The organism is Streptomyces sp. 1114.5, from assembly GCF_003635085.1.
Classification (GTDB): domain Bacteria; phylum Actinomycetota; class Actinomycetes; order Streptomycetales; family Streptomycetaceae; genus Kitasatospora.
The window spans coordinates 507808-527882 of record NZ_RBXE01000001.1 but is presented as its reverse complement, the minus strand read 5'-3'; the positions used below and the strand labels follow the sequence as shown (position 1 = coordinate 527882).

The 20075-nt window shown below is 74.1% G+C and carries 13 protein-coding genes and 1 pseudogene; 11 read left to right on the top strand and 3 right to left on the bottom strand.

Translation table 11 applies throughout. The features are described from left to right. Positions 1–9: 9 nt before the first annotated feature. Positions 10–1404, bottom strand: a complete 1395-nt coding sequence (locus BX285_RS02225) for an APC family permease (protein ID WP_121174324.1) — start codon at positions 1402–1404, stop codon at positions 10–12. 109 nt (positions 1405–1513) lie between these two features. Between BX285_RS02225 and BX285_RS02220 the strand changes: the two genes are divergently transcribed. Both BX285_RS02220 and ppgK read left to right on the top strand, forming a co-directional pair. Next, positions 1514–2488 carry a 4-hydroxy-3-methylbut-2-enyl diphosphate reductase gene (locus BX285_RS02220; RefSeq protein WP_097236418.1) on the top strand — a complete coding sequence of 325 codons (975 nt, stop codon included), beginning with the start codon at positions 1514–1516 and terminating at the stop codon, positions 2486–2488. 177 nt (positions 2489–2665) lie between these two features. Further along, positions 2666–3412 (top strand): polyphosphate--glucose phosphotransferase, encoded by a 747-nt coding sequence (gene ppgK / locus BX285_RS02215; RefSeq protein ID WP_097236417.1) that lies wholly within the window; start codon positions 2666–2668, stop codon positions 3410–3412. 57 nt (positions 3413–3469) lie between these two features. On the opposite strand, the gene BX285_RS02210 is transcribed toward ppgK, so the two are convergent. After that, positions 3470–3946: a DUF6542 domain-containing protein gene (locus BX285_RS02210; RefSeq protein ID WP_097236416.1), complete on the bottom strand. Its 477-nt coding sequence runs from the start codon at positions 3944–3946 to the stop codon at positions 3470–3472. A 346-nt stretch (positions 3947–4292) separates the two neighbouring features. On the opposite strand from BX285_RS02210, the gene ychF reads away from it, so the two are divergent. Next, a complete protein-coding gene (gene ychF, locus BX285_RS02205; RefSeq protein WP_097236415.1) occupies positions 4293–5366 on the top strand; it encodes a redox-regulated ATPase YchF in 1074 nt (357 codons plus the stop codon). Between the two features lie 85 nt (positions 5367–5451). Here the strand turns inward: ychF and BX285_RS38075 are convergent. Then, a pseudogene (locus BX285_RS38075) lies at positions 5452–6593 on the bottom strand (dihydrofolate reductase family protein). A 167-nt stretch (positions 6594–6760) separates the two neighbouring features. Here BX285_RS38075 and BX285_RS02190 point away from each other — a divergent pair. From BX285_RS02190 to typA, 8 genes are all read left to right on the top strand, one after another. Continuing rightward, positions 6761–7585, top strand: a complete 825-nt coding sequence (locus BX285_RS02190) for a methyltransferase domain-containing protein (protein ID WP_121174321.1) — start codon at positions 6761–6763, stop codon at positions 7583–7585. A gap of 159 nt (positions 7586–7744) precedes the next feature. Beyond that, the gene (locus BX285_RS02185) at positions 7745–9187 is read left to right on the top strand and encodes a DUF4190 domain-containing protein (RefSeq protein WP_183106984.1); all 1443 of its coding nucleotides are present in this window, start codon (positions 7745–7747) and stop codon (positions 9185–9187) included. Between the two features lie 160 nt (positions 9188–9347). Beyond that, complete coding sequence (locus tag BX285_RS02180) at positions 9348–9551, top strand: SPOR domain-containing protein (RefSeq protein WP_121174319.1); 204 nt, start codon at positions 9348–9350, stop codon at positions 9549–9551. Positions 9552–9675: 124 nt separating this feature from the next. Beyond that, positions 9676–10107 carry an NUDIX domain-containing protein gene (locus BX285_RS02175; protein WP_121174318.1) on the top strand — a complete coding sequence of 144 codons (432 nt, stop codon included), beginning with the start codon at positions 9676–9678 and terminating at the stop codon, positions 10105–10107. A gap of 140 nt (positions 10108–10247) precedes the next feature. Then, positions 10248–12998, top strand: a complete 2751-nt coding sequence (locus BX285_RS02170) for a SpoIIE family protein phosphatase (RefSeq protein WP_121174317.1) — start codon at positions 10248–10250, stop codon at positions 12996–12998. 239 nt (positions 12999–13237) lie between these two features. After that, positions 13238–15847, top strand: coding sequence for a SpoIIE family protein phosphatase (locus BX285_RS02165; protein ID WP_373560484.1), 2610 nt, complete (start codon positions 13238–13240; stop codon positions 15845–15847). Positions 15848–15955: 108 nt separating this feature from the next. Further along, positions 15956–17761: an ABC transporter family substrate-binding protein gene (locus BX285_RS02160; RefSeq protein WP_183106983.1), complete on the top strand. Its 1806-nt coding sequence runs from the start codon at positions 15956–15958 to the stop codon at positions 17759–17761. 286 nt (positions 17762–18047) lie between these two features. Beyond that, complete coding sequence (gene typA, locus BX285_RS02155; RefSeq protein WP_097236406.1) at positions 18048–19952, top strand: translational GTPase TypA; 1905 nt, start codon at positions 18048–18050, stop codon at positions 19950–19952. The last annotated feature ends 123 nt before the right edge of the window (positions 19953–20075 follow it).

The following is a 20075-nucleotide window of genomic DNA, read 5'->3' as shown; positions in this document are numbered from 1 at the left end:
CGTACGAGGCTAGCGGCGCGGGCCGACACCGCCGGCGCCCGAACCGTGCGAGCCGCCCGGGCCGGTCGAACCGGTGGAGCCCTGGACGCCGAGCACCACCAGGCCGACCGCCAGCCAGGTGAGCCCGACGAGCTGAGCGGTGGTCGAGGCCTCGTAGACCACCGCACCGATCACCGCGATCCCCAGCGCCGGGACGACCAGGTGCCGCAGGCGGTCCCGCGAGCCGTGCCGCACCGTGTACCAGCCGATCACCGAGGCGTGCAGCAGCGCGAAGGCGGTCAGCGCGCCCACGTTCACCACCGAGGTCAGCTGGTCGAGACCGTCGTCCCGGTTCGCCGCCCAGACCGCCGCCGCCATGGTGATCACCGCGGCCGCCAGCAGCGCCCGGCGCGGCACCGCGCTGGCCGGGTCGACCGTGCCGAGGACGCGCGGCAGCCGCCCGTCCCGGCTCATCGCGAAGACCAGCCGCCCGGCCGCCGCCTGCCCGGCCAGGGCCGCGAAGGCCGCGCCGATCGCCTTGCCGGCCGCGACCAGCACGTGCAGCCAGTGCCCGACCCCGCTCTCCACGGTGTCGTAGAAGGCCGAGCCCTGCGCCGCCGGGTCGGCGGCCAACTGCTGCGGGCTCATCGGTTCCAGCACCGCCGCCAGGTAGGTCTGGGCGACGAACAGCACCCCGGCCAGGGCCAGGCACCAGAGCACCGCCCGGGCCACCGCCGCCGAGGCGCCGACCGCCTCCTCCACGAAGGTGGCGATCGCGTCGAAGCCCAGGTAGGAGAGCACCGCGACGGACACCGCCGAGACCACCGCGGTCAGCGAGAAGTCGCCGACGGCGGTGAACGGGGTGTCCCAGCCGCGCCGGGCGCCGTCCTGGGCGAGCGCCACCACGGCCGCCGCCATGAACGCCAGCAGCACCGCGATCTCCATCGCGAGCACCGCGAAGCCGACCACCGCCGCCGTCCGCACCCCGACCAGGTTGAGCGCGGTGGTCACCACGACCGCGATCGCCGTCCACAGCCAGCGCGAGACGCCCGGCACCAGGGAGTGCAGCGCGATCCCGGAGAACAGGTAGGCCACCGCCGGGATCAGCAGGTAGTCCAGCATCGCCATCCAGCCGGCGATGAACCCGGGGCCCTCGCCCAGCCCGGCCCGTGCGTAGGCGAACACCGATCCGGTCTGCGGCACCGCGCGCACCATCTGGGCGTACGAGAAGGCGGTCAGGCCCATCGCCACCGTGGCCGCCAGGTAGACGGTGGCGACCGCGCCGTGGCTCTTGGCGTCCAGCACGCCGAACACGCCGACCGGGGCCATCGGGGCGATGAACAGCAGTCCGTAGACCATCAGATCGCGGACGCCCAGGCTGCGGCGCAGGCCGCTCGGCGTCGCCTGCTCGTTCACAGGGCTCATAGGCACCACATTTGAGCACTCGCGACCGGGTCTGCACGGAACATGCCCGCCGTCGGCGCGGCTCCCCTCCGCGGGCGGCGCGGTTCCCCATCGCCCGTACGATGGAGCCATGTCCAACACCGCGCAGCGCCGTGTCCTGCTCGCCGCCCCCCGGGGCTACTGCGCGGGAGTCGACCGCGCCGTGATCGCCGTGGAGAAGGCCCTGGAGCAGTACGGGGCCCCCGTCTACGTCCGCAAGCAGATCGTCCACAACAAGTACGTGGTGCAGACCCTGGAGAAGAAGGGCGCGATCTTCGTCGACGAGACGGAGGAGGTGCCCGAGGGCTCGATCGTGGTCTTCTCCGCGCACGGCGTCGCCCCGTCCGTCCACGACGAGGCGCGGGCCGGCAAGCTCGCCACCATCGACGCCACCTGCCCGCTGGTCACCAAGGTGCACAAGGAGGCCGTGCGCTTCGCCGACGAGGGCTTCGACATCCTGCTGGTGGGCCACGAGGGCCACGAGGAGGTCATCGGCACCATGGGCGAGGCCCCGGACCGGATCCACCTGGTGGACGGTGCCGAGGACGTCGCCAACGTGAAGGTCCGGGACGAGTCCAAGGTCGTCTGGCTGTCCCAGACCACGCTGTCGGTGGACGAGACCATGGCCACCGTCGGCGAGCTGAAGAACCGCTTCCCGGCGCTGGTCAGCCCGCCCAGCGACGACATCTGCTACGCGACCCAGAACCGCCAGGTCGCGGTCAAGCAGCTGGCCCCCGAGACCGACCTGCTGATCGTGGTCGGCTCCAAGAACTCCTCCAACTCGGTCCGCCTGGTCGAGGTCGGCCTGGAGTACGGCGCCAAGGCCGCCCACCTGGTGGACTTCGCCGAGGAGATCCGCGAGGAGTGGCTGGAGGGCGTCACCACCGTCGGCCTGACCAGCGGCGCCTCGGTGCCGGAGATCCTGGTCGACGGCGTGCTCGAATTCCTGGCCGCGCGCGGCTACGACACGGTCGAGACCGTCAAGACCGCCGAGGAGCACCTGATCTTCTCGCTGCCCAAGGAACTGCGCCGTGACCTGCGCGCCGAGGCGGCCGGCAAGCTCTGACACCTCCGGAGAGCCCGGTGCCCCCCGCGGGGTGCCGGGCTCTCCGGCGTTTCACCGCCCTGCTCGCCGCCGGCCGGCGTTTCGCTTTCCGCTGTGCGGGCCCGTGCGCCCTCTCGTAGTTTTGTGCACAGGCTGTGGACAAGCGGGTCCGCGGGCGGACGGCGGAGGGCGGACGTGATGACGGCGGTATTCGGCGTGGACATCGGCGGCTCGGGGATCAAGGGCGCGCCGGTCGACCTCGCCCGGGGCGCGCTCACCGAGGAGCGCCACAAGGTGCTCACCCCGCAGCCGTCCGCCCCCGAGGCCGTGGTCGCCGCCGTCCGCGAGGTGGTCCGCCACTTCGACCACCGCGGGCCGGTCGGGCTGACCTTCCCCGGCGTGGTGGTCGGCGGCCGGACCAGGACCGCGGCCAATGTGGACAAGGGCTGGATCGGCCTGGACGCCGAGGGCCTGTTCCGCGAGGCACTGGACCTGCCCGCGACCGTCCTGAACGACGCGGACGCCGCCGGGCTCGCCGAGATGACCCACGGCGCCGGGCGGGGCCGGCGGGGCGTCGTCCTGGTGCTCACCTTCGGCACCGGCATCGGCAGCGCGCTCTTCACCGACGGTGCGCTGGTGCCCAACACCGAGCTGGGCCACCTGGAGCTGCGCGGCAAGGACGCCGAGCGCCGGGCCTCCTCGGCCGCCAAGGAGCGGCACGGGCTGGACTGGGAGCAGTGGGCCGGACGGGTCGACGAGTACCTGGACCTGGTGGAGATGCTCTTCTCTCCGCAGCTGATCGTGATCGGCGGCGGGGTGAGCCGCAAGCACGAGAAGTTCCTGCCGCTGCTGAAGGACCGCGACGCGCAGGTGGTGCCGGCGGAGCTGCGCAACGACGCGGGCATCGTCGGTGCCGCCATGGCGGCGGCCCGGGCGGCGGGCTGACCTGCGGGTCCCGGCCCCGGTGCTCCCGGTGTCCTGCGCTCCCGGTGGCCGCGTCAGTCAGCGGGAGCGCTGGATCCGGCGCTGGGCGATGAAGCGGGCGAGCACGATCAGCGCGGCGAGCCCGGTGCCGGTGAACAGCCAGCCGGCCCGCAGCGCCAGCCCGGTCGCCAGCGAGACCACCTGGGCGGTGACGCCCGAGGAGCCGACCGGGGCGAGCAGCACCAGCGCCAGGGCGAAGGCGATCGGCCCGCTGATCGGCGCGGCCAGCAGGTCGACGTAGCGGACCCGGACGGCCAGCTGGAAGCAGACCACCAGGTAGCCGAGGCCGAACAGCCAGCCCAGGCCGTCGAAGAGCAGCCGGTCCACGCCCGCCACCGCGAGCGTGGCCAGGACGGCGACGACGCCGGTGCCGACGGCCGTCAGCCGGGTCGGCCGGCCGGTCCGTCGCCGCCCGTACAGCTGTGCGTCGCCGCGCCCGCGCAGCGGCAGGCGCAACCGGGGGGCGGCCGGTCGGGCGGGGGGCGGCCCGGCCACCGGGCGCAGCCGGGAGGCGGGGGCTCCGTCGGCCCCGGGAGCCCGGCCTGGACCGGGGACGGCGGCTGCGGCCGCGCCGTTCGGCGGACGGCGTCTGGGCCCTGGCGGCTGGGTACGGATGCTCTGCTCCACCCGCCCAACGTACGGTCCGATCATCGCCACACTGTGTAATGGACCGTTCAGGTCTTGTCCCGTGTCTCCGGGCGGCGTACTCATGTGATCGTCGCTCGGGTGGGCTGACCTGCTCGTCGACCGAGGCGTGAGGCTCCGCGGACGCTGCCCGTAGACTTGGGGGTCGGCCCGCACGGTGCCGACCCAACTCCTCCAAGCCCCGGGACTGCGCTTCATGTCGCTCACGATCGGAATCGTCGGCCTGCCGAACGTCGGCAAGTCGACCCTGTTCAACGCCCTGACCAAGAACGACGTGCTGGCGGCCAACTACCCGTTCGCCACCATCGAGCCGAACGTCGGTGTGGTCGGCGTCCCGGACGCGCGGCTGGCCAAGCTCGCCGAGATCTTCGGCTCCCAGCGCATCCTCCCGGCCACCGTCGACTTCGTCGACATCGCCGGCATCGTGCGCGGCGCCAGCGAGGGCGAGGGCCTGGGCAACAAGTTCCTCGCCAACATCCGCGAGTCGGACGCGATCTGCCAGGTCGTGCGCGCCTTCACCGACCCGGACGTGGTGCACGTGGACGGCAAGGTGTCGCCCAAGGACGACATCGAGACCATCCACACCGAGCTGATCCTCGCCGACCTCCAGACCATCGAGAAGGTCCTGCCGCGGCTCCAGAAGGAGGCGCGCCTCAAGAAGGACACCGCGCCCGTGCTGGCCGCCGCCGAGGCCGCCCAGGCGATCCTGGAGACCGGCAAGACCCTCTTCGAGGCGGGCTTCGACACCTCCCCGATCCGCGACCTCCACCTGCTGACCGCCAAGCCCTTCCTCTACGTCTTCAACGTGGACGAGGCCGAGCTGGCCGACGAGGACTTCAAGAACGCCCAGCGCGAGCTGGTCGCCCCGGCCGAGGCGATCTTCCTCAACGCCAAGATCGAGTCCGAGCTCATCGAGCTGGACGACGCCGAGGCCCTGGAGCTCCTCCAGTCCATGGGCCAGGAGGAGCCCGGCCTCGCCACCCTCGCCCGTGTCGGTTTCGACACCCTCGGCCTGCAGACCTACCTGACGGCCGGCCCCAAGGAGACCCGGGCCTGGACCATCAAGAAGGGCGCCACCGCCCCCGAGGCCGCCGGAGTCATCCACACCGACTTCCAGAAGGGCTTCATCAAGGCCGAGGTGATCTCCTTCGACGACCTGGTCGAGACCGGCTCCATCGCCGAGGCCCGCAGCAAGGGCAAGGCCCGCATCGAGGGCAAGGACTACGTCATGCACGACGGCGACGTGGTGGAGTTCCGCTTCAACGTGTGAGCCGGCCCCACGGAGAACCGTCCGCCCCGCACCGAGCGGGCCGGGCGGTTCCCCGTTTCCGGCGGCGGTGCCGGAGGGGTCGAGCTCAGCCGAGCAGGTGGGCGTTGACCGCGCGGGCCTCGTCGGCGAGTTCGGGCAGCTCCACGACCTCGACGCCGGCCGCCTCCAGCAGGGCCGTGCCCTGGCAGTCGGTGACGAAGAGGTCCGGCTCGCGCCAGGCGACCACCACGCGCGGCACCCCCGCGGCGATGAGCAGGCGGGCGCACGGCACCGGCCGCGAGGCGCGCTGTCCGCAGGGCTCCAGCGAGCTGTAGACGGTCGCCCCGTGCAGCCGGGGGTCGCCGGCCGGGAGCTTGGCCAGGGCCGCCTCCTCGGCGTGGTCGTGCGCGTCCGTCTCCCGGCTGTACCCCTCGGCCAGCACCTCGCCGTCGGCGCCGACGATCACCGCGCCGACCGAGAAGGCCGTCCTGGACGGCGGGCAGCGGCGGGAGAGCTCGACGGCCCGGCGCAGGTGGTCGAGGTCGGTGGCGGCGGGGCGGTTCACGGCGCGGACTCCTTCGGGGCGTACCTGAGCAGGACGACGTCGCCCACGGTACGTGCCTCCAGCAGCCGCATCCGCCGGGCCGGCCCGCCCGGGAACGCGGCCGGGCGGACGAACCGGGGCGCCTCGGCCTGGCCGACCAGCAGCGGGGCGACGGCCAGCTGCAGCTCGTCCGCCAGGCCCCGGGCCAGGAACTGGGTGTGCACGCCCCCGCCGCCCTCGACCATCAGCCGGCGCACACCGCGCGCGCCCAGGTCGTCCAGCACCGCGCCGAGGTCCACCGCGTCACCGAGCGCGACCACCTCGGCCAGCCCGCCCAGCCGGGGGCGCAGCACCGCCGCCCCGGCGTCCGTGGTGTAGGCGAGTCTGGCGCCGCCGGTGTGCCAGAAGCGCAGCCCGGCGTCGAGGTCGCCGCTCGCACTGAGCGTCACCTTCAGCGGGTACTCGGCCCGGCCGGCCGCCAGCCGGGCGGCCCGGCGCGCGGGGTCGTTCACCAGCAGGCGCGGGTTGTCGGCGCGCAGGGTGTTGCCGCCGACCAGGACCGCGTCGGCGGCCGCGCGCTCCTCGTCCACCCGGTCGAAGTCGGCGGCGTTGGAGAGCAGCAGCCGGTCGGGGGAGGCGTCGTCGAGGTGGCCGTCGAGCGACACCGCGGCGCTCAGCAGGACGAAGGGGCGCTGGCCGGGCATGGGCGGGGACCGTTCTGTCGGGGGCGCCTCCACGGTACGGCGGCCGGGTGCCGCCCGACCCCCGGTCGATCACGATGTGAGACAGAACTTCTCGGGATGCGGGACGAAGAGTAGCGTCGGCGGCGTCGAGGAGCACGGAAAGCCGACCACGCGCCAGGGGGGATCCCATGTCCGCACCGCAGCCCGCCGCCGTCTACACCCACGGCCACCAGGAGGCCGTCCTGCGCTCGCACCGCTCCCGGACCGCCGCCGACTCGGCCGCCTACCTGCTGCCCGAACTGCGGCCCGGGCAGACCGTGTTGGACATCGGCTGCGGGCCCGGCACGATCACCGCCGACCTGGCCGAGCTGGTCGGCCCCGAGGGGCGGGTGGTGGCCGTGGACACCTCTGCCGAGGTGCTGCAGCAGGCCGCGGAGTACGTCGCCGGGCGGCCCGGGCCGGCCGCCGAGGTCGTGTTCGAGCAGGCGGACGTCCACCGACTGCCGTACCGGGACGGCGAGTTCGACGTCGTGCACGCCCACCAAGTTCTGCAGCACGTGGCCGATCCGGTGACCGCGCTGCGCGAGATGCGGCGGGTGACGGCCCCCGGCGGCGTGGTCGCGGCGCGCGACGTCGACTACGCCTCGATGACCTGGTTCCCGGAAGTGCCCGCGCTGGAGCGCTGGTTGGAGCTGTACCGGCGGACCGCCCGCGCCAACGGCGGCGAGCCGGACGCCGGCCGACGGCTGCTGTCCTGGGCCCGGGCGGCCGGCTTCGCCGAGGTCACCGCGAGCGCCACCACCTGGACGTACGCGACGCCCGAGCAGCGCGCCTGGTGGGGCGGGATGTGGGCGGACCGGGTGACCGGCACCGCGCTGGGCCGCGCGGTGGTCGAGCGGGGGTACGCGGAGCCGGAGGGGCCGGAGCGGATCGCGGCCGGCTGGCGGGAGTGGAGCACCGCGGGGGACGGCTGGTTCTCGATGCTGCACGGCGAGATCCTGGCCCGCGGCTGAGCGGGCGCAGGGGCGGTTGAAGGGGGCCCGGACGGCGGCGGGCAGGCGTTCGAAAAGATCGGGTAAAGTCGCGCGACCGTTCACACCGGGCCCGTTCGGGTCCGAGCCATGGTGCCGAACGCCGAGCCGATACCCGTCCGGCGGGTTGGGGGAGTCCACGTGTCCGAGCCTCAGTCCGAGCTGCCCGCCCCGGTGGGAGCCGAGCCCGCGCGGACGGGTGCGGACGCCGGTGCGGACACCTCCGGAGGCACCGGGGTGGCGGTTCCGGCCGCGGAGCTGGACCCCCGGGTGGACTTCCGCAAGGAGCACGACGAGCCCGCGCAGTCCGCCGGGCCCGCCGAGCCCGAGCCCGCCCTGCCCGCCGACCCCTGGGCCGCCCCCGCCGGGCCCACCCGCGCGAACCCGCAGGCCGTGCCCCCGCACGCCGTCCCTCCGTCGGCCGCCCCGCCCCAGCCGCCGCACCCGCTGCCGGCCGGCGGTTGGGCCTCCGTCCCGCCCTCCGCGCACTCCGGCTTCCAGCCCGGCCCCCAGCCCGGCCACCCGTACGCCCCGCCCCTCGCCCCGGCGCCGGCCCCCACCAACGGCTTCGCGGTCGGCTCCCTGGTGACCGGTCTGGTCCTGGTGGCACCACTGGCCCTGCTGTTCGGCATCGTGGCGCTGGTCCAGATCAACCGTCGCCGGGAGCGCGGCTTCGGGATGGCGGTGACCGGCGTGGTGCTCGGCACCATCGGCACGGTACTGCTCGCCCTGCTCCTGGGCGCGGGGGACTTCAGCTCCGCACACCCGGGGCGGTTCGGCCAGCCCCCGAAGCAGCCGGCCGGCTCCGTGCACTGGTCGGCCCTCAAGGCCGGCGACTGCTACAGCTCCCCCGAGGGCGGCTCGGTGACCGGGGACGGCGGCGACGAGACGGTGTACTGGGTGCGCCGGGTGCCCTGCGCCGACCCGCACCACGGCGAGGTGGCCGGCACCGTCAAGCTCCCCGGGAGCAGCGGCCCCTACCCGGGCGAGGACGAGGTCCGCGAGTCGGCCGGCCGGCTCTGCCGCAAGGTGCTGGACGACTACGCGCTGGACCAGTGGGCCGTCCCGGACGGCATGGACGACGTCTACCTCTACCCGACCGCGCGCAACTGGGCGGCCGGCGAACGGTACGTCACCTGCGCCTTCGAGGACAGCGACGACCAGCACCGGGGGTCGGTGCACACCGACAGGTCCGGCCTGACCGCGCCCCAGCTGGCCTACCTGGAGGCGGTCCGGGGCTTCGACGACGTCTACCTGGGCCAGCCGAAGAAGGACGTCTCCGTCGCGGAGACCGAGTACCGGGACTGGGCCCGCCGGATGGCCACCGCCTCCCGCACCGAGGCCGCCCTGCTCGGTTCGCCGACGGCGGGCTGGCCGGTCGACGTCCAGCCGAAGATCTCCAAGCTGGTCGAGGCGCAGTCGCAGGCGGCCGTCGCCTGGGACGCCGCGGCCTCCGGTGGCGATCTGGCGGGCGACGTCCGCCGGGCCAAGGCGCTGGTGGCCAAGACGGTGCCGATGAACGTGGAGATCCGCCGCGCACTGGGCCTGTCCACCGGAGAGCAGGCACCCGACCTGCGGGTCTGAGCCGCCGCGGCCGCGGTTACCAGCCGTTAACCGCGCCCGTACCTGCCGGTAGCGCGCCGCGCATAGCCTCGCGGGCGTGCCCCCCGGCTCGACCCCCACGCGAGCCGGGGGCACCACGACGGTCGTCGGTGCCCCGGGGAGCGCCGGGTACCCTCCCGCCATGGGCACCTATCGGGTGATGCGACAGGACGACAACGGAAACCTCTTCCTGGTCGCCAAGGGCCTGGACCGGGCCGAGGCGCAGCGGCTGGCCGCCGAGTTCGAGGCCCGCGGCCACAAGCAGCTGTACTGGGTCGAGGAGGACGGCCCGGCCCGGGCCGCCGAGTCGGCCGGAACCGGGGACGGCGCACCCCGGAACGCCTGAGGCCATAGGGTCGGGGCCATGGACGCCACCCCCGCCACCCCCGCCGCGCACTCCACCGGGCAGGCCGCCGAGCAGGCTGCAGCGCCGGCCGCCGGCCGCCGGCAGCCACGCCGCGCCCCGGATCGTGGTCGGCGGTGCGCTGGTCCGGGACGGCCGGGTACTCGCCGCCCGGCGCAGCTCCCCGGAGGCGGTGGCCGGGCGGTGGGAGTTCCCGGGCGGGAAGGCCGAGCCCGGCGAGACCGAGGCGCAGGCGCTGGAGCGCGAACTGCTGGAGGAGCTGGGCGTACGGGCGCGGGCGCTGTCCCGGCTGCCCGGCGCGTGGGCCGTGCGCCCCGGCTTGGAGCTGCGCTTCTGGGCCGCCGAACTGCTGGCCGGCGAGCCGCGCGCGCTGGAGGACCACGATGCGCTGCGCTGGCTGGGCCCGGACGAGCTGGACGCCGTCGACTGGATCGACCACGACCGGGACGTGCTGCCGCACGTGGCCCGGCTGCTCACGGTCGGCGACGAAGCGGCCGCCGGGCCGTCCACGGCCGGCGACGCGCAGTCCGCCGGGTAGGTCAATCGGACAAGACGACCCGGCGACCGGGATAGCCTGGGTTCTGCTGGGTATGTCACTTTTCGGCACTATTCGTCACCATCGGTGAGCCGCTCCCCAGCCGGCGAAGCCGATCCCGACCAGAGCCGGAGGCCCCGTCGGTGTCGAGTACCGGGAACGGCGGCGGGGGAGAGCGGCGGGCAGGCACCGCGGGGAGCGCCGCCGCCCGCGCCCGGCTGCGCCGCGCCGCCCGTCCGGCCGCCCCCCTTCCGCCGTCCGGCCGCCGCCGGAGCACCGTCTCCGCCCCCGAGGCCACCCGTCCCGCCCAGCCGGCGCCGACCCTCGCCCTGCCCGAGCCGGGCGCGCAGAGCGGCAGCGGCCTGCGCAGCCGCCCCGGCCGGCCGTTCCCCGGCGGGCCCGGCGACGCCCCGAACGACCTCGGCGCCCCGCCCGAGGGCAGCCTGCTCGACATGCTCAAGGTCGCCATCGCGATCCTGGACACCGCGGGCCGGGTGGTGCTCTGGAGCCCGGCCGCCGAGGAACTGCTCGGCTGGCCGAACGAGCTACTGGTCGGCCGCCGGATCGACGAGCTGATCCCCGACCGCGAGCAGGTCGCCCGGATCCGCGCCGCGATCCAGGACGCCCTGCGGCACGGCCGCTGGGCCGGCTCCGCCGAACTGCGCGACCGGGACGGCGTGCCGGTCGCGGTGGACACCCGGATCTCCCTCCTGGTGGACGGCGACGGCACCCCGTTCCTGCAGGTCAACATGGCCGAGGCGGCCGCGGTACGGGCCGTCGAGCGCGATCTGGCGGTGCGCGACGCGCTGTTCGAGCAGTCCCCGCTGGGCATCGCCATCCTGGACACCGATCTGCGCTACACCGCCGTCAACCAGACCCTCGCCGAGATGAACGGCGTCGCCCCGGACGACCACGTCGGCCGCACCACCGGCGAGACGCTGCCGGAGCGGGCCGCCGACGAGATCACCGCCATCCAGCGCCAGGTGCTGGCCACCGGCGAGCCGGTCATCGACGTCACCCTGGCCTCGCCGGTCACCACCCGGGCCGGCTACCGGTCGATCTCCTACAGCCGGATGACCGACCGCTCCGGCCGGGTGCTGGGCATCTCCGGCACCGTGATGGACGTGACCGAGCGTTACCGGGCCGTCGCCAAGGTCGAGCACGCCCGGCGCCGGCTCTCGCTGCTCAACGAGTTCGGCTCCCGGGTCGGCGACCTGCTGGACGCCTCCCGGATCGCCCAGGAGCTCGCCAGCTCGGTGGTCCCCCGGCTCACCGACCACTCGGCGGTGATCCTGCTCCAGGCCGTCGCGCACGGTGACGACCTCCCCCGACACGGCCACGACCGGCGCACCTCGCTGCTCCAGCTCGGCACCGCCTCCGTCCAGGACGGCCCCGAGGTCGACGTGATGCTGCGCCGCGGCGCCCGGATCACCTTCGCCGAGGACTCCGCCTGCGGCCGGGTCCTGCGCACCGGCGTGCCCGAACTGCTCTCCGGCGCCGACCAGCTGGACGACGTCACCTACCCCGGCGACCCCAAGATGCAGGCCGCCCACGACCTCGGCGTGCACTCGATGCTGGTCGTCCCGCTGCGCGCCCGCGGCATCGTGATCGGCCTGCTGCTGGTCAGCCGGGCCGGCTACCGGGAGGGCTTCGACCGGGACGACCTGGCCTTCACCGTCGAACTGGCCGACCGGGCCGGCAGCTCGCTGGACAACGCCCGCCTCTACGCCCGCGAGCGCACCGCCGCGCTCACCCTCCAGCGCACCCTGCTCCCGCAGCAGGTCCCGCAGCCCACCGGCGTCGAGGTCGCCTACCGGTACGTGCCCGGCAGCAGCGGCACCGAGGTCGGCGGCGACTGGTTCGACGTCATCCCGCTGCCCGGCGACCGCACCGCCCTGGTGGTCGGCGACGTCATGGGCCACGGCCTGCGGGCCGCCGCCACCATGGGCCGGCTGCGCACCGCGGTCCGGGTGCTCGCCGCCCTCGACCTGCCGCCGGACGTCCTGTTGCGACACGTCCACGAGCTGGCCGACGACCTCGCCCAGGGCCCGGACGAGGCACTGCTCGCGACCTGCGTCTACGCGGTCTTCGACCCGGCGACGGCCCGGCTGACCGTCGCCAAGGCCGGGCACATCCCGCCGGTGCTGGTGGTGCCGGGCGAGGAGGTCCAGGAGCCGACCCGCACCGGTGGCCCCCTGCCCGGCGGCGCCGGCCGGATCCTCGACCTGCCCTCCGGCGCCCCGCTCGGCGTGGGCGGCGTCCCGTTCGAATCGGTCGAACTGAAGATCCCCGAGGGCAGTCTGCTCGTCCTGTGCACCGACGGCCTGGTCGAGTCCCGCGACAAGGACCTGGACGTCGGCCTCGGCCGGCTGATCACCGTCCTCCAGGGGCCGCACGCCTCGATCCAGGCCGCCTGCGAGGCGGTGCTCGACACCATGGAACAGGGCCGCGAGCCGGACGACGTCGCGCTGCTGCTGGCCCGGCTCGGCCACGGCCAGGCCGGCACCCCGACGGCCGGCTGGACCCTGCCGGCCGAGCCCACCGCCGTCTCCCGGGCCCGCCGGCTGGTCCGCGCCACGCTCGCCGAGTGGGGCGTCGAGGCACTCACCGACACCGCCGAACTGCTGGTCAGCGAGCTGGTCACGAACGCCGTCCGGTACGCCAGCGCCCCGATCGGGGTACGGCTGACGCTCGGTGAGACGCTGCTGGTCGAGATCTCCGACCCGTTGCCCGACCCGCCCCGGGAGCGGCACGCGGCCGAGGCGGACGAGGGCGGCCGGGGCCTGGAACTGGTCCGCCGGCTGGCCCTGCGCTGGGGCGCCCGGGCCGAGGGGATCGGCAAGGTGGTCTGGTTCGAGCAGGCGCTGCCGGGTAATGAGCCCGACGAGCCGTGAGGCGAAGAGGACCGGACGAAACAGCAGGAGAGCGGTGCCGCATATGCCATCGGGGGCCAGGGGGGAGCGCGCGCTCCGGCAGGGGGCGCGAGCGTGGCATTGTGGTTGCGCGGGCGGTAGGACAAAAACCTTCGCCCGATCTGATGTTGTGATGTTGAGGGCGTGTGAACGGACCCCTCGATGATGAATACTCGGTCTTCTCGACATCCGGACGGTCGCGGGTTGGAGGGGTCGGTCCGTTGAACAGCACTCCGGCGCGGAACGCGCCGAGCAGCAGCGGTCATGCCGCCGTACCGGGGCAGGCCGGTTCCCTGCACCTGCCCGTACCGGCGGCACCATCGGACGGCGCCACCGCGCGCCGCGGCGGCCACCCCGCCGCCGAGGCCCGGTCCTGGGGCGCCGGAGACCCGGGCTCGATCTACGACTACATCCGGGTCGCCACCTTCGCGATCGGCCCCGACGGCCGGATCAGCCAGTGGAGCGAGCGCGCCGCCGACTTCTTCGGCGTCCCCGCCGCGGAGGCCGTCGGCGCCGACCCGATCGCCACCTTCGTCCCCCGCGAGCTCTGGCAGCGCGGCCGGGCCCGGCTGGAACGCACCCTGGCCGGCGAGGAATGGGTCGGCACCACCCCCTACCGGGACGCCGACGGCAGCGAAGGTCTCGCCGAGCTCTACCTGATGCCCGACAGCGCCCTGCCCACCGCCGGCGCCACCTGCCTGGCCGTCGACCTCGGACGGCTGCGCCGGATCGAGACCGACCTCGCCGCCTCCGAGGCCGTCTTCGGGCAGACGCCCACCGGCTTCGTGCTCTTCGACGACCGGCTGCGGCTGCAGCGGGTCAACGACGCCTTCGCCTCCGGGATGGGCCTGGTCCCCACCGACCTGGAAGGCCTCACCGCGCACGACCTCTTCCCGCCGTCCGAGGCCGACCGGCTCACCGCCGCCCTGCGCAAGGTCCTCGCCACCGGCGAGCCCGTCTTCGACCTGCGCTTCCACGGCGCCGTCCCCACCCGCGAGGGCAACCGGCTCTGGGCCGTCTCGCTGTACCGCCTCAACGGCGCCGCCGGACAGCCGACCGGCGTGGCCGGACAGGTCTCCGACGTCACCAGCCGGCACGTCGCCGAGCGCGAGGCCGACGGCGTGCGCCGCAACCTCGCCCTGCTCAACGAGGCCAGCGCGCACATCGGCTCCACGCTCGACCTGGAGACCACCGCCAAGGAACTGCTGGACGTCGTCGTCCCGCCGTTCTGCGACCTCGCCACCGTCGACCTCTACACCGCGCTGCTCTCCGGCGAGACCGTCCCCAGCGCCGGCCGGCTCGGCGACACCGTGCTCACCGACGGCAGCGGCGAACTGCGCCGGGTCGCCGTCTCCAGCGTGCTCGGCGGCGCCTCCTCGGTGCTCGGCTCCGTCACCGGCCTGCCCATCGCCGAGGCCGGCGGCACCCTCTGTTACCCGCGCCGCTCCCCGCACGCCCGGGCCCTGCGCACCGGTCGCAGCGTCGTCCCCGAGCCCGGGCGCGACCCGCTGCTGCGCTCCACCCTGATCGTCCCGCTGGTCGCCCGCGACCAGGTGCTCGGCCTCGTCCAGCTCTCCCGCGCCATCGGCAGCGAGCCCTTCGACGCCCGCGACGTCGCGATCGCCGAGGAACTCGTCGCCCGCGCCGCCGTCTGCATCGACAACGCCCGGCTCTACCGCCGCGAGCACGAGCGCGCGCTGATCCTCCAGCGCAGCCTGCTGCCCCCGGGCAACCCGGCCGCCAGCGGCCTGGAGATCGCCTGCCGCTACCTGCCCAGCAACAACAACACCGAGGTCGGCGGCGACTGGTTCGACGTCATCCCGCTGCCCGGCAACCGCACCGCGCTGGTCATCGGCGACGTGATGGGCCGCGGCCTGCGCGCCGCCGTCGCGATGGGCCAACTGCGCACCGCCGTCCGCACCCTGGCCATGCTCGACCTCGAACCGGGCGAGGTGCTCACCGCGCTCGACGAGATCGCCCGAGGCCTCGGCGACGACTCCGTACCGGTCGGCCCGCCCACCCCGTACGGGCGGCTCACCTCGACCGCCGACGAGGAGGCCCGCGAGGTCTACCTGGCGACCTGCGTCTACGCGGTCTACGACGCCGTCAGCCGGCGCTGCTGGATCGCCAACGCCGGACACCTGCCGCCCGTCCTGCTCAGCCCCGGCGACGGCGCCCGGATGCTCGACGTGCCGCCCGGGCTGCCGCTCGGCGTCGGCGGCGAGCCCTTCGAGGAGGTCGAGGTCGAACTCCCCGACGGCGCCGTCCTCGGCCTCTACACCGACGGGCTGGTGGAGAGCCGCAAGCACCAGCTGGACGAGGGCCTGCGGGCCTTCCGCACGGCGCTCTCCGTCGAGGGCAAGGGCCTGGAGGACCTCTGCGACCACGTGCTCGGGGAGCTCAACCCGCACCACGGCGAGGACGACATCGCCCTGCTGATGGCCAAGGTGCACGCCTTCCCCGAGGACGCCGTCGGCAACTGGCACCTGCCGCCCGAGCCCACCTCCGTCGCCAAGGCGCGTGAGCTGGCCTGCAGCTGGCTGCTGTCCCGGGGGCTGGACGAGCTGGTCGACACCACCGAGCTGCTGGTCAGCGAACTGGTCACCAACGCGCTCAAGCACGGGCGGGGTGAGATCCGGCTGCGGCTGCTGCGTGAGCGCGGCCTGGTCTGCGAGGTCTGGGACGACGGTTACGCGCAGCCCCGGCAGCGGCGGGCCCAGGAGACCGACGAGGGCGGACGCGGCCTGCAGCTGGTCAGCCTGCTGGCCGAGCGCTGGGGCAGCCGGCGCACCCCGAAGGGCAAGATCGTCTGGTTCGAGCTGGCGCTGTAGCGGTTTCGGCCGGACCGGGTCGCGCGGATTGGGCCGGACGGGTGCAGTCGCCTCCGGCCCGCCGTGTCGGCGCGGGCGGGGCCGTACGGGCGGCGTTCGATGGCCGCCATGCGCGTCCGCCAGCTCACCACCGCAGCCGCCGCGCTGCTGCTCGCCGCCGGCCTCGGCGGCTGCTCCGAGGACCCGGCCCCCGCCCGGACCCCCGCCCCCGCGCCGGTCCGGGCCGACCCCACCGTCAGCACCGGGGACGTCCGGCCCGCCGAACGTGCCGCCGTCGCGGACGGCGGCACGCTGCGCTGGGCGGTGGACGGCGTCCCGGCCACCCTCAACGTCCACCAGGACGCGGCGACCGCCGACTCGGCGCTGATCGCCCACGCGCTGTACCCCTCGCTGTTCCGGCCCGACGAGCACGGCCGGCTCGTCCCCGACCCGGACTACCTGGCCGGCGCCGAATCCACCCCGCCCGGGCAGCAGCCGCAGGTGGTCACCTACCGGCTCAACCCGCACGCCGTCTGGAGCGACGGCACCCCGCTGTCGGCCGCCGACTTCGCCGCCCAGCGGGCTGCCCTCTCCGGCCTCGACCCGGCCTACCGGGGCGGGCATCCGGCCGGGTACGACACCATCGACTCCGTCGCCCAGGGCGCCGACCCGCACCAGGTGCGGGTCACCTTCCGGCGGCCGTACGCCGAATGGCGCTCGCTGTTCGGGCCGCTCTACCCGGCTGCCGAGACCGCCACGCCGGGCGCCTTCAACCGGGCGCTGACCGGTGTCGGCCACCCGAGCGCCGGGCCGTACATCCTCTCCCGGTACGACGCCGAGGGCGGGCGGGTCACCGTGGTGCGCAACCCGCTCTGGTGGGGCGACCTGCCCAAGGCCGACCGGATCGACTTCCTCGCCACCCCGGCCGAGCGGCGGCTGGACGCGCTCGACCAGGACCGGCTGGACATCGCCCCGCTCACCGCCGCCGTCGACCGGGCGGTGCCGGCGCCCGCCGCGGCGGGTACTCCGCTCCCATCGGTTCCGCCCGCGGCAGCTCCGCCCGCGGCCGCGCCCGAGGCGGCGGCGACGGCGCTGCGGCGGGCCGACTCGCTGCCCGGCGTCACCGTGCACCGGGCCGCCGCCGCCTCGCTCACCCAGCTCACCGTCAACGCCGCCCACGCCCCGCTCACCGACCCGGCGCTGCGGCGCGCCCTCGCCCGGGCCGTCGACCGGCGGCGGATCGCCGACGCCGCACTCACCCCGCTCGGCCTGCCCGCCGCGCCGCTGGGCAGCCACCTGTTCGCCGGGGACCAGGACGGCTACCGGGACAACAGCGAGGCGGCCGGCCCGGCGGACGCCGCCCGAATGCTCGACGAGGCGGGCTGGAAGCGGCCCCCGGGCGGGGGCACCCGTACCAAGGACGGGAAGCCACTCGCCCTCACCCTCCTCGTCCCGGCCGGCTCGGCCACCGCCAAACGCACCGCCGACGCCCTCACCGCCGTCCTCGCGGACTCCGGGATCGCCGTGAAGCCGGTGGCCGCGCCCGCCGAGACCTTCGTCCGGGACCACCTCGCCGCCGGCGACTACGATCTCGCCCTCTTCTCCTGGCCCGCCGGCCCCAGCCCGGCGAGCGAACAGCGCCCCGCCTACGCCAAGCCCCGACCCGACCCGGACGGCGCACTCGACCCCGGCACCAACTACGGCCGCAGCGGCACCGAGGAGATCGACCGCCTGTTCGACCGCGCCGCCGCCGAACTGGACCCGGCCGCCCGGCTGGACCTGCTGCAGGAGGCGGACGTCCGGATCTGGCAGCTCGGCCACTCCGTCCCGCTCTACCAGCGCCCCGACCTGGTCGGAGTCCGCACCGGCATCGACGGCGCCGGAGCCTTCGGCTACGGCTGGCCGCACTTCCAGGACATCGGCCGCCGTCGCTGAGGGCGGGTCCGGGGAACCGCGTCGGATCACGAACGGGAGGGTGCCGGTGCGGGGCCGGTGGGTGAAGGGGGTGTGACCCAGCTGTGATCTTGATCCCGCCCGACCTGCTGGTTTCAGCCCACCTGGGCGGTTCCCCGTACGATAGGAGGAAGCCGCGGCATGTCCATATGCCCGGCGGGTGGACCGGTAGTAGCAGGCGGAACGGGCGGCGGCGATCACAGGGATCGCAAGTGCGCGTCACGCAGCCGGGCGCCGCAACCCACGATTCCGGGAGAATCCGCAAGGCATGCCCACGCGCAACGACATCCGTAACGTCGCCATCGTCGCCCACGTCGACCACGGCAAGACCACGCTGGTCGACGCCATGCTCAAGCAGGCCGGCGCCTTCGCCGCCCACCAGCAGCTCGACGACCGCATGATGGACTCGAACGACCTGGAGCGCGAGAAGGGCATCACCATTCTCGCGAAGAACACCGCGGTCAAGTACCACCCGAAGGATGGTGGCGCGCCGATCACCATCAACATCATCGACACCCCGGGCCACGCCGACTTCGGTGGTGAGGTCGAGCGCGGTCTGTCGATGGTGGACGCGGTCGTCCTGCTGGTCGACGCCTCCGAGGGCCCGCTGCCGCAGACCCGCTTCGTGCTGCGCAAGGCGCTGAGCGCGCGGCTGCCCGTCATCCTCTGCATCAACAAGACGGACCGCCCGGACTCCCGGATCGACGAGGTCATCAACGAGACCTACGACCTGTTCCTGGACCTGGACGCGGACGAGGACCAGATCGAGTTCCCGATCGTCTACGCCTGCGCCCGTGACGGCGTCGCCTCGCTGACCAAGCCGGAGAACGGCACCGTTCCCGCGGACAGCACCAACCTGGAGCCGTTCTTCTCCACCCTGCTGGAGCACGTCCCGGCCCCCAGCTACGACGAGGACGCCCCGCTGCAGGCGCACGTCACCAACCTGGACGCCGACAACTTCCTCGGCCGCATCGCGCTGCTGCGCGTCGAGCAGGGCGAGCTGCGCAAGGGCCAGACCGTGGCCTGGATCAAGCGCGACGGCTCGATCCAGAACGTCCGCATCTCCGAGCTGCTGATGACCGAGGCGCTCACCCGCAAGCCGGCCGAGGTGGCGGGCCCCGGTGACATCTGCGCCGTCGCCGGCATCTCCGACATCATGATCGGCGAGACCCTGGCCGACCCGGAGAACCCGATCGCGCTGCCGCTGATCACGGTGGACGAGCCGGCCATCTCGATGACCATCGGCACCAACACCTCGCCGCTGGTCGGCCGTGGCGGCTCCGGCAAGGGCGCGGACGCCAAGTCCGGTGCCAAGGTCGACCGCAAGGTCACCGCCCGCCAGGTGAAGGACCGCCTGGACCGCGAGCTGATCGGTAACGTCTCGCTGCGCGTGCTGGACACCGAGCGTCCGGACGCCTGGGAGGTGCAGGGCCGCGGTGAGCTGGCGCTGGCCATCCTGATCGAGACCATGCGCCGCGAAGGCTTCGAGCTGACCGTCGGCAAGCCGCAGGTCGTCACCAAGGAGGTCAACGGCAAGACCCACGAGCCGGTCGAGCGCCTCACGGTCGACGTGCCGGAGGAGCACATGGGCGCCGTCACGCAGCTCATGGGCATCCGCAAGGGCCGGATGGACAACATGTCCAACCACGGCTCGGGCTGGGTCCGGATGGAGTTCGTCGTGCCGTCCCGCGGTCTGATCGGCTTCCGGACCGAGTTCCTCACCAACACCCGCGGCACCGGCATCGCGCACTCGATCCACGAGGGCCACGAGCCGTGGTTCGGCACCCTGACCACCCGCAACAACGGCTCGCTGGTCGCCGACCGCGCCGGCGTGGTGACCGCCTTCGCGATGACCAACCTGCAGGAGCGCGGCGTGCTCTTCTGCGAGCCGGGCACCGAGGTGTACGAGGGCATGATCGTCGGCGAGAACTCGCGCTCCGACGACATGGACGTGAACATCACCAAGGAGAAGAAGCTCACCAACATGCGGTCCTCGAACGCCGACGTGGCCGAGTCGATCGTCCCGCCGCGCAAGCTCTCGCTGGAGCAGTCGCTGGAGTTCTGCCGCGAGGACGAGTGCATCGAGGTGACCCCGGAGACGGTTCGCATCCGTAAGGTCGTGCTGGACCAGAAGGACCGCGGACGTACTGCCTCGCGTGCCAAGAAGGCATGATCCGGACGCACTGAACGGCCTTTGGCCGGAATGATTCGCCCCCCTTTCCGATGGAGAGGGGGGCGAACTTTTTCAACTACTCCAAGTTGTCGGGGCCGCTATTAACGGAATAGCGCTCATCAC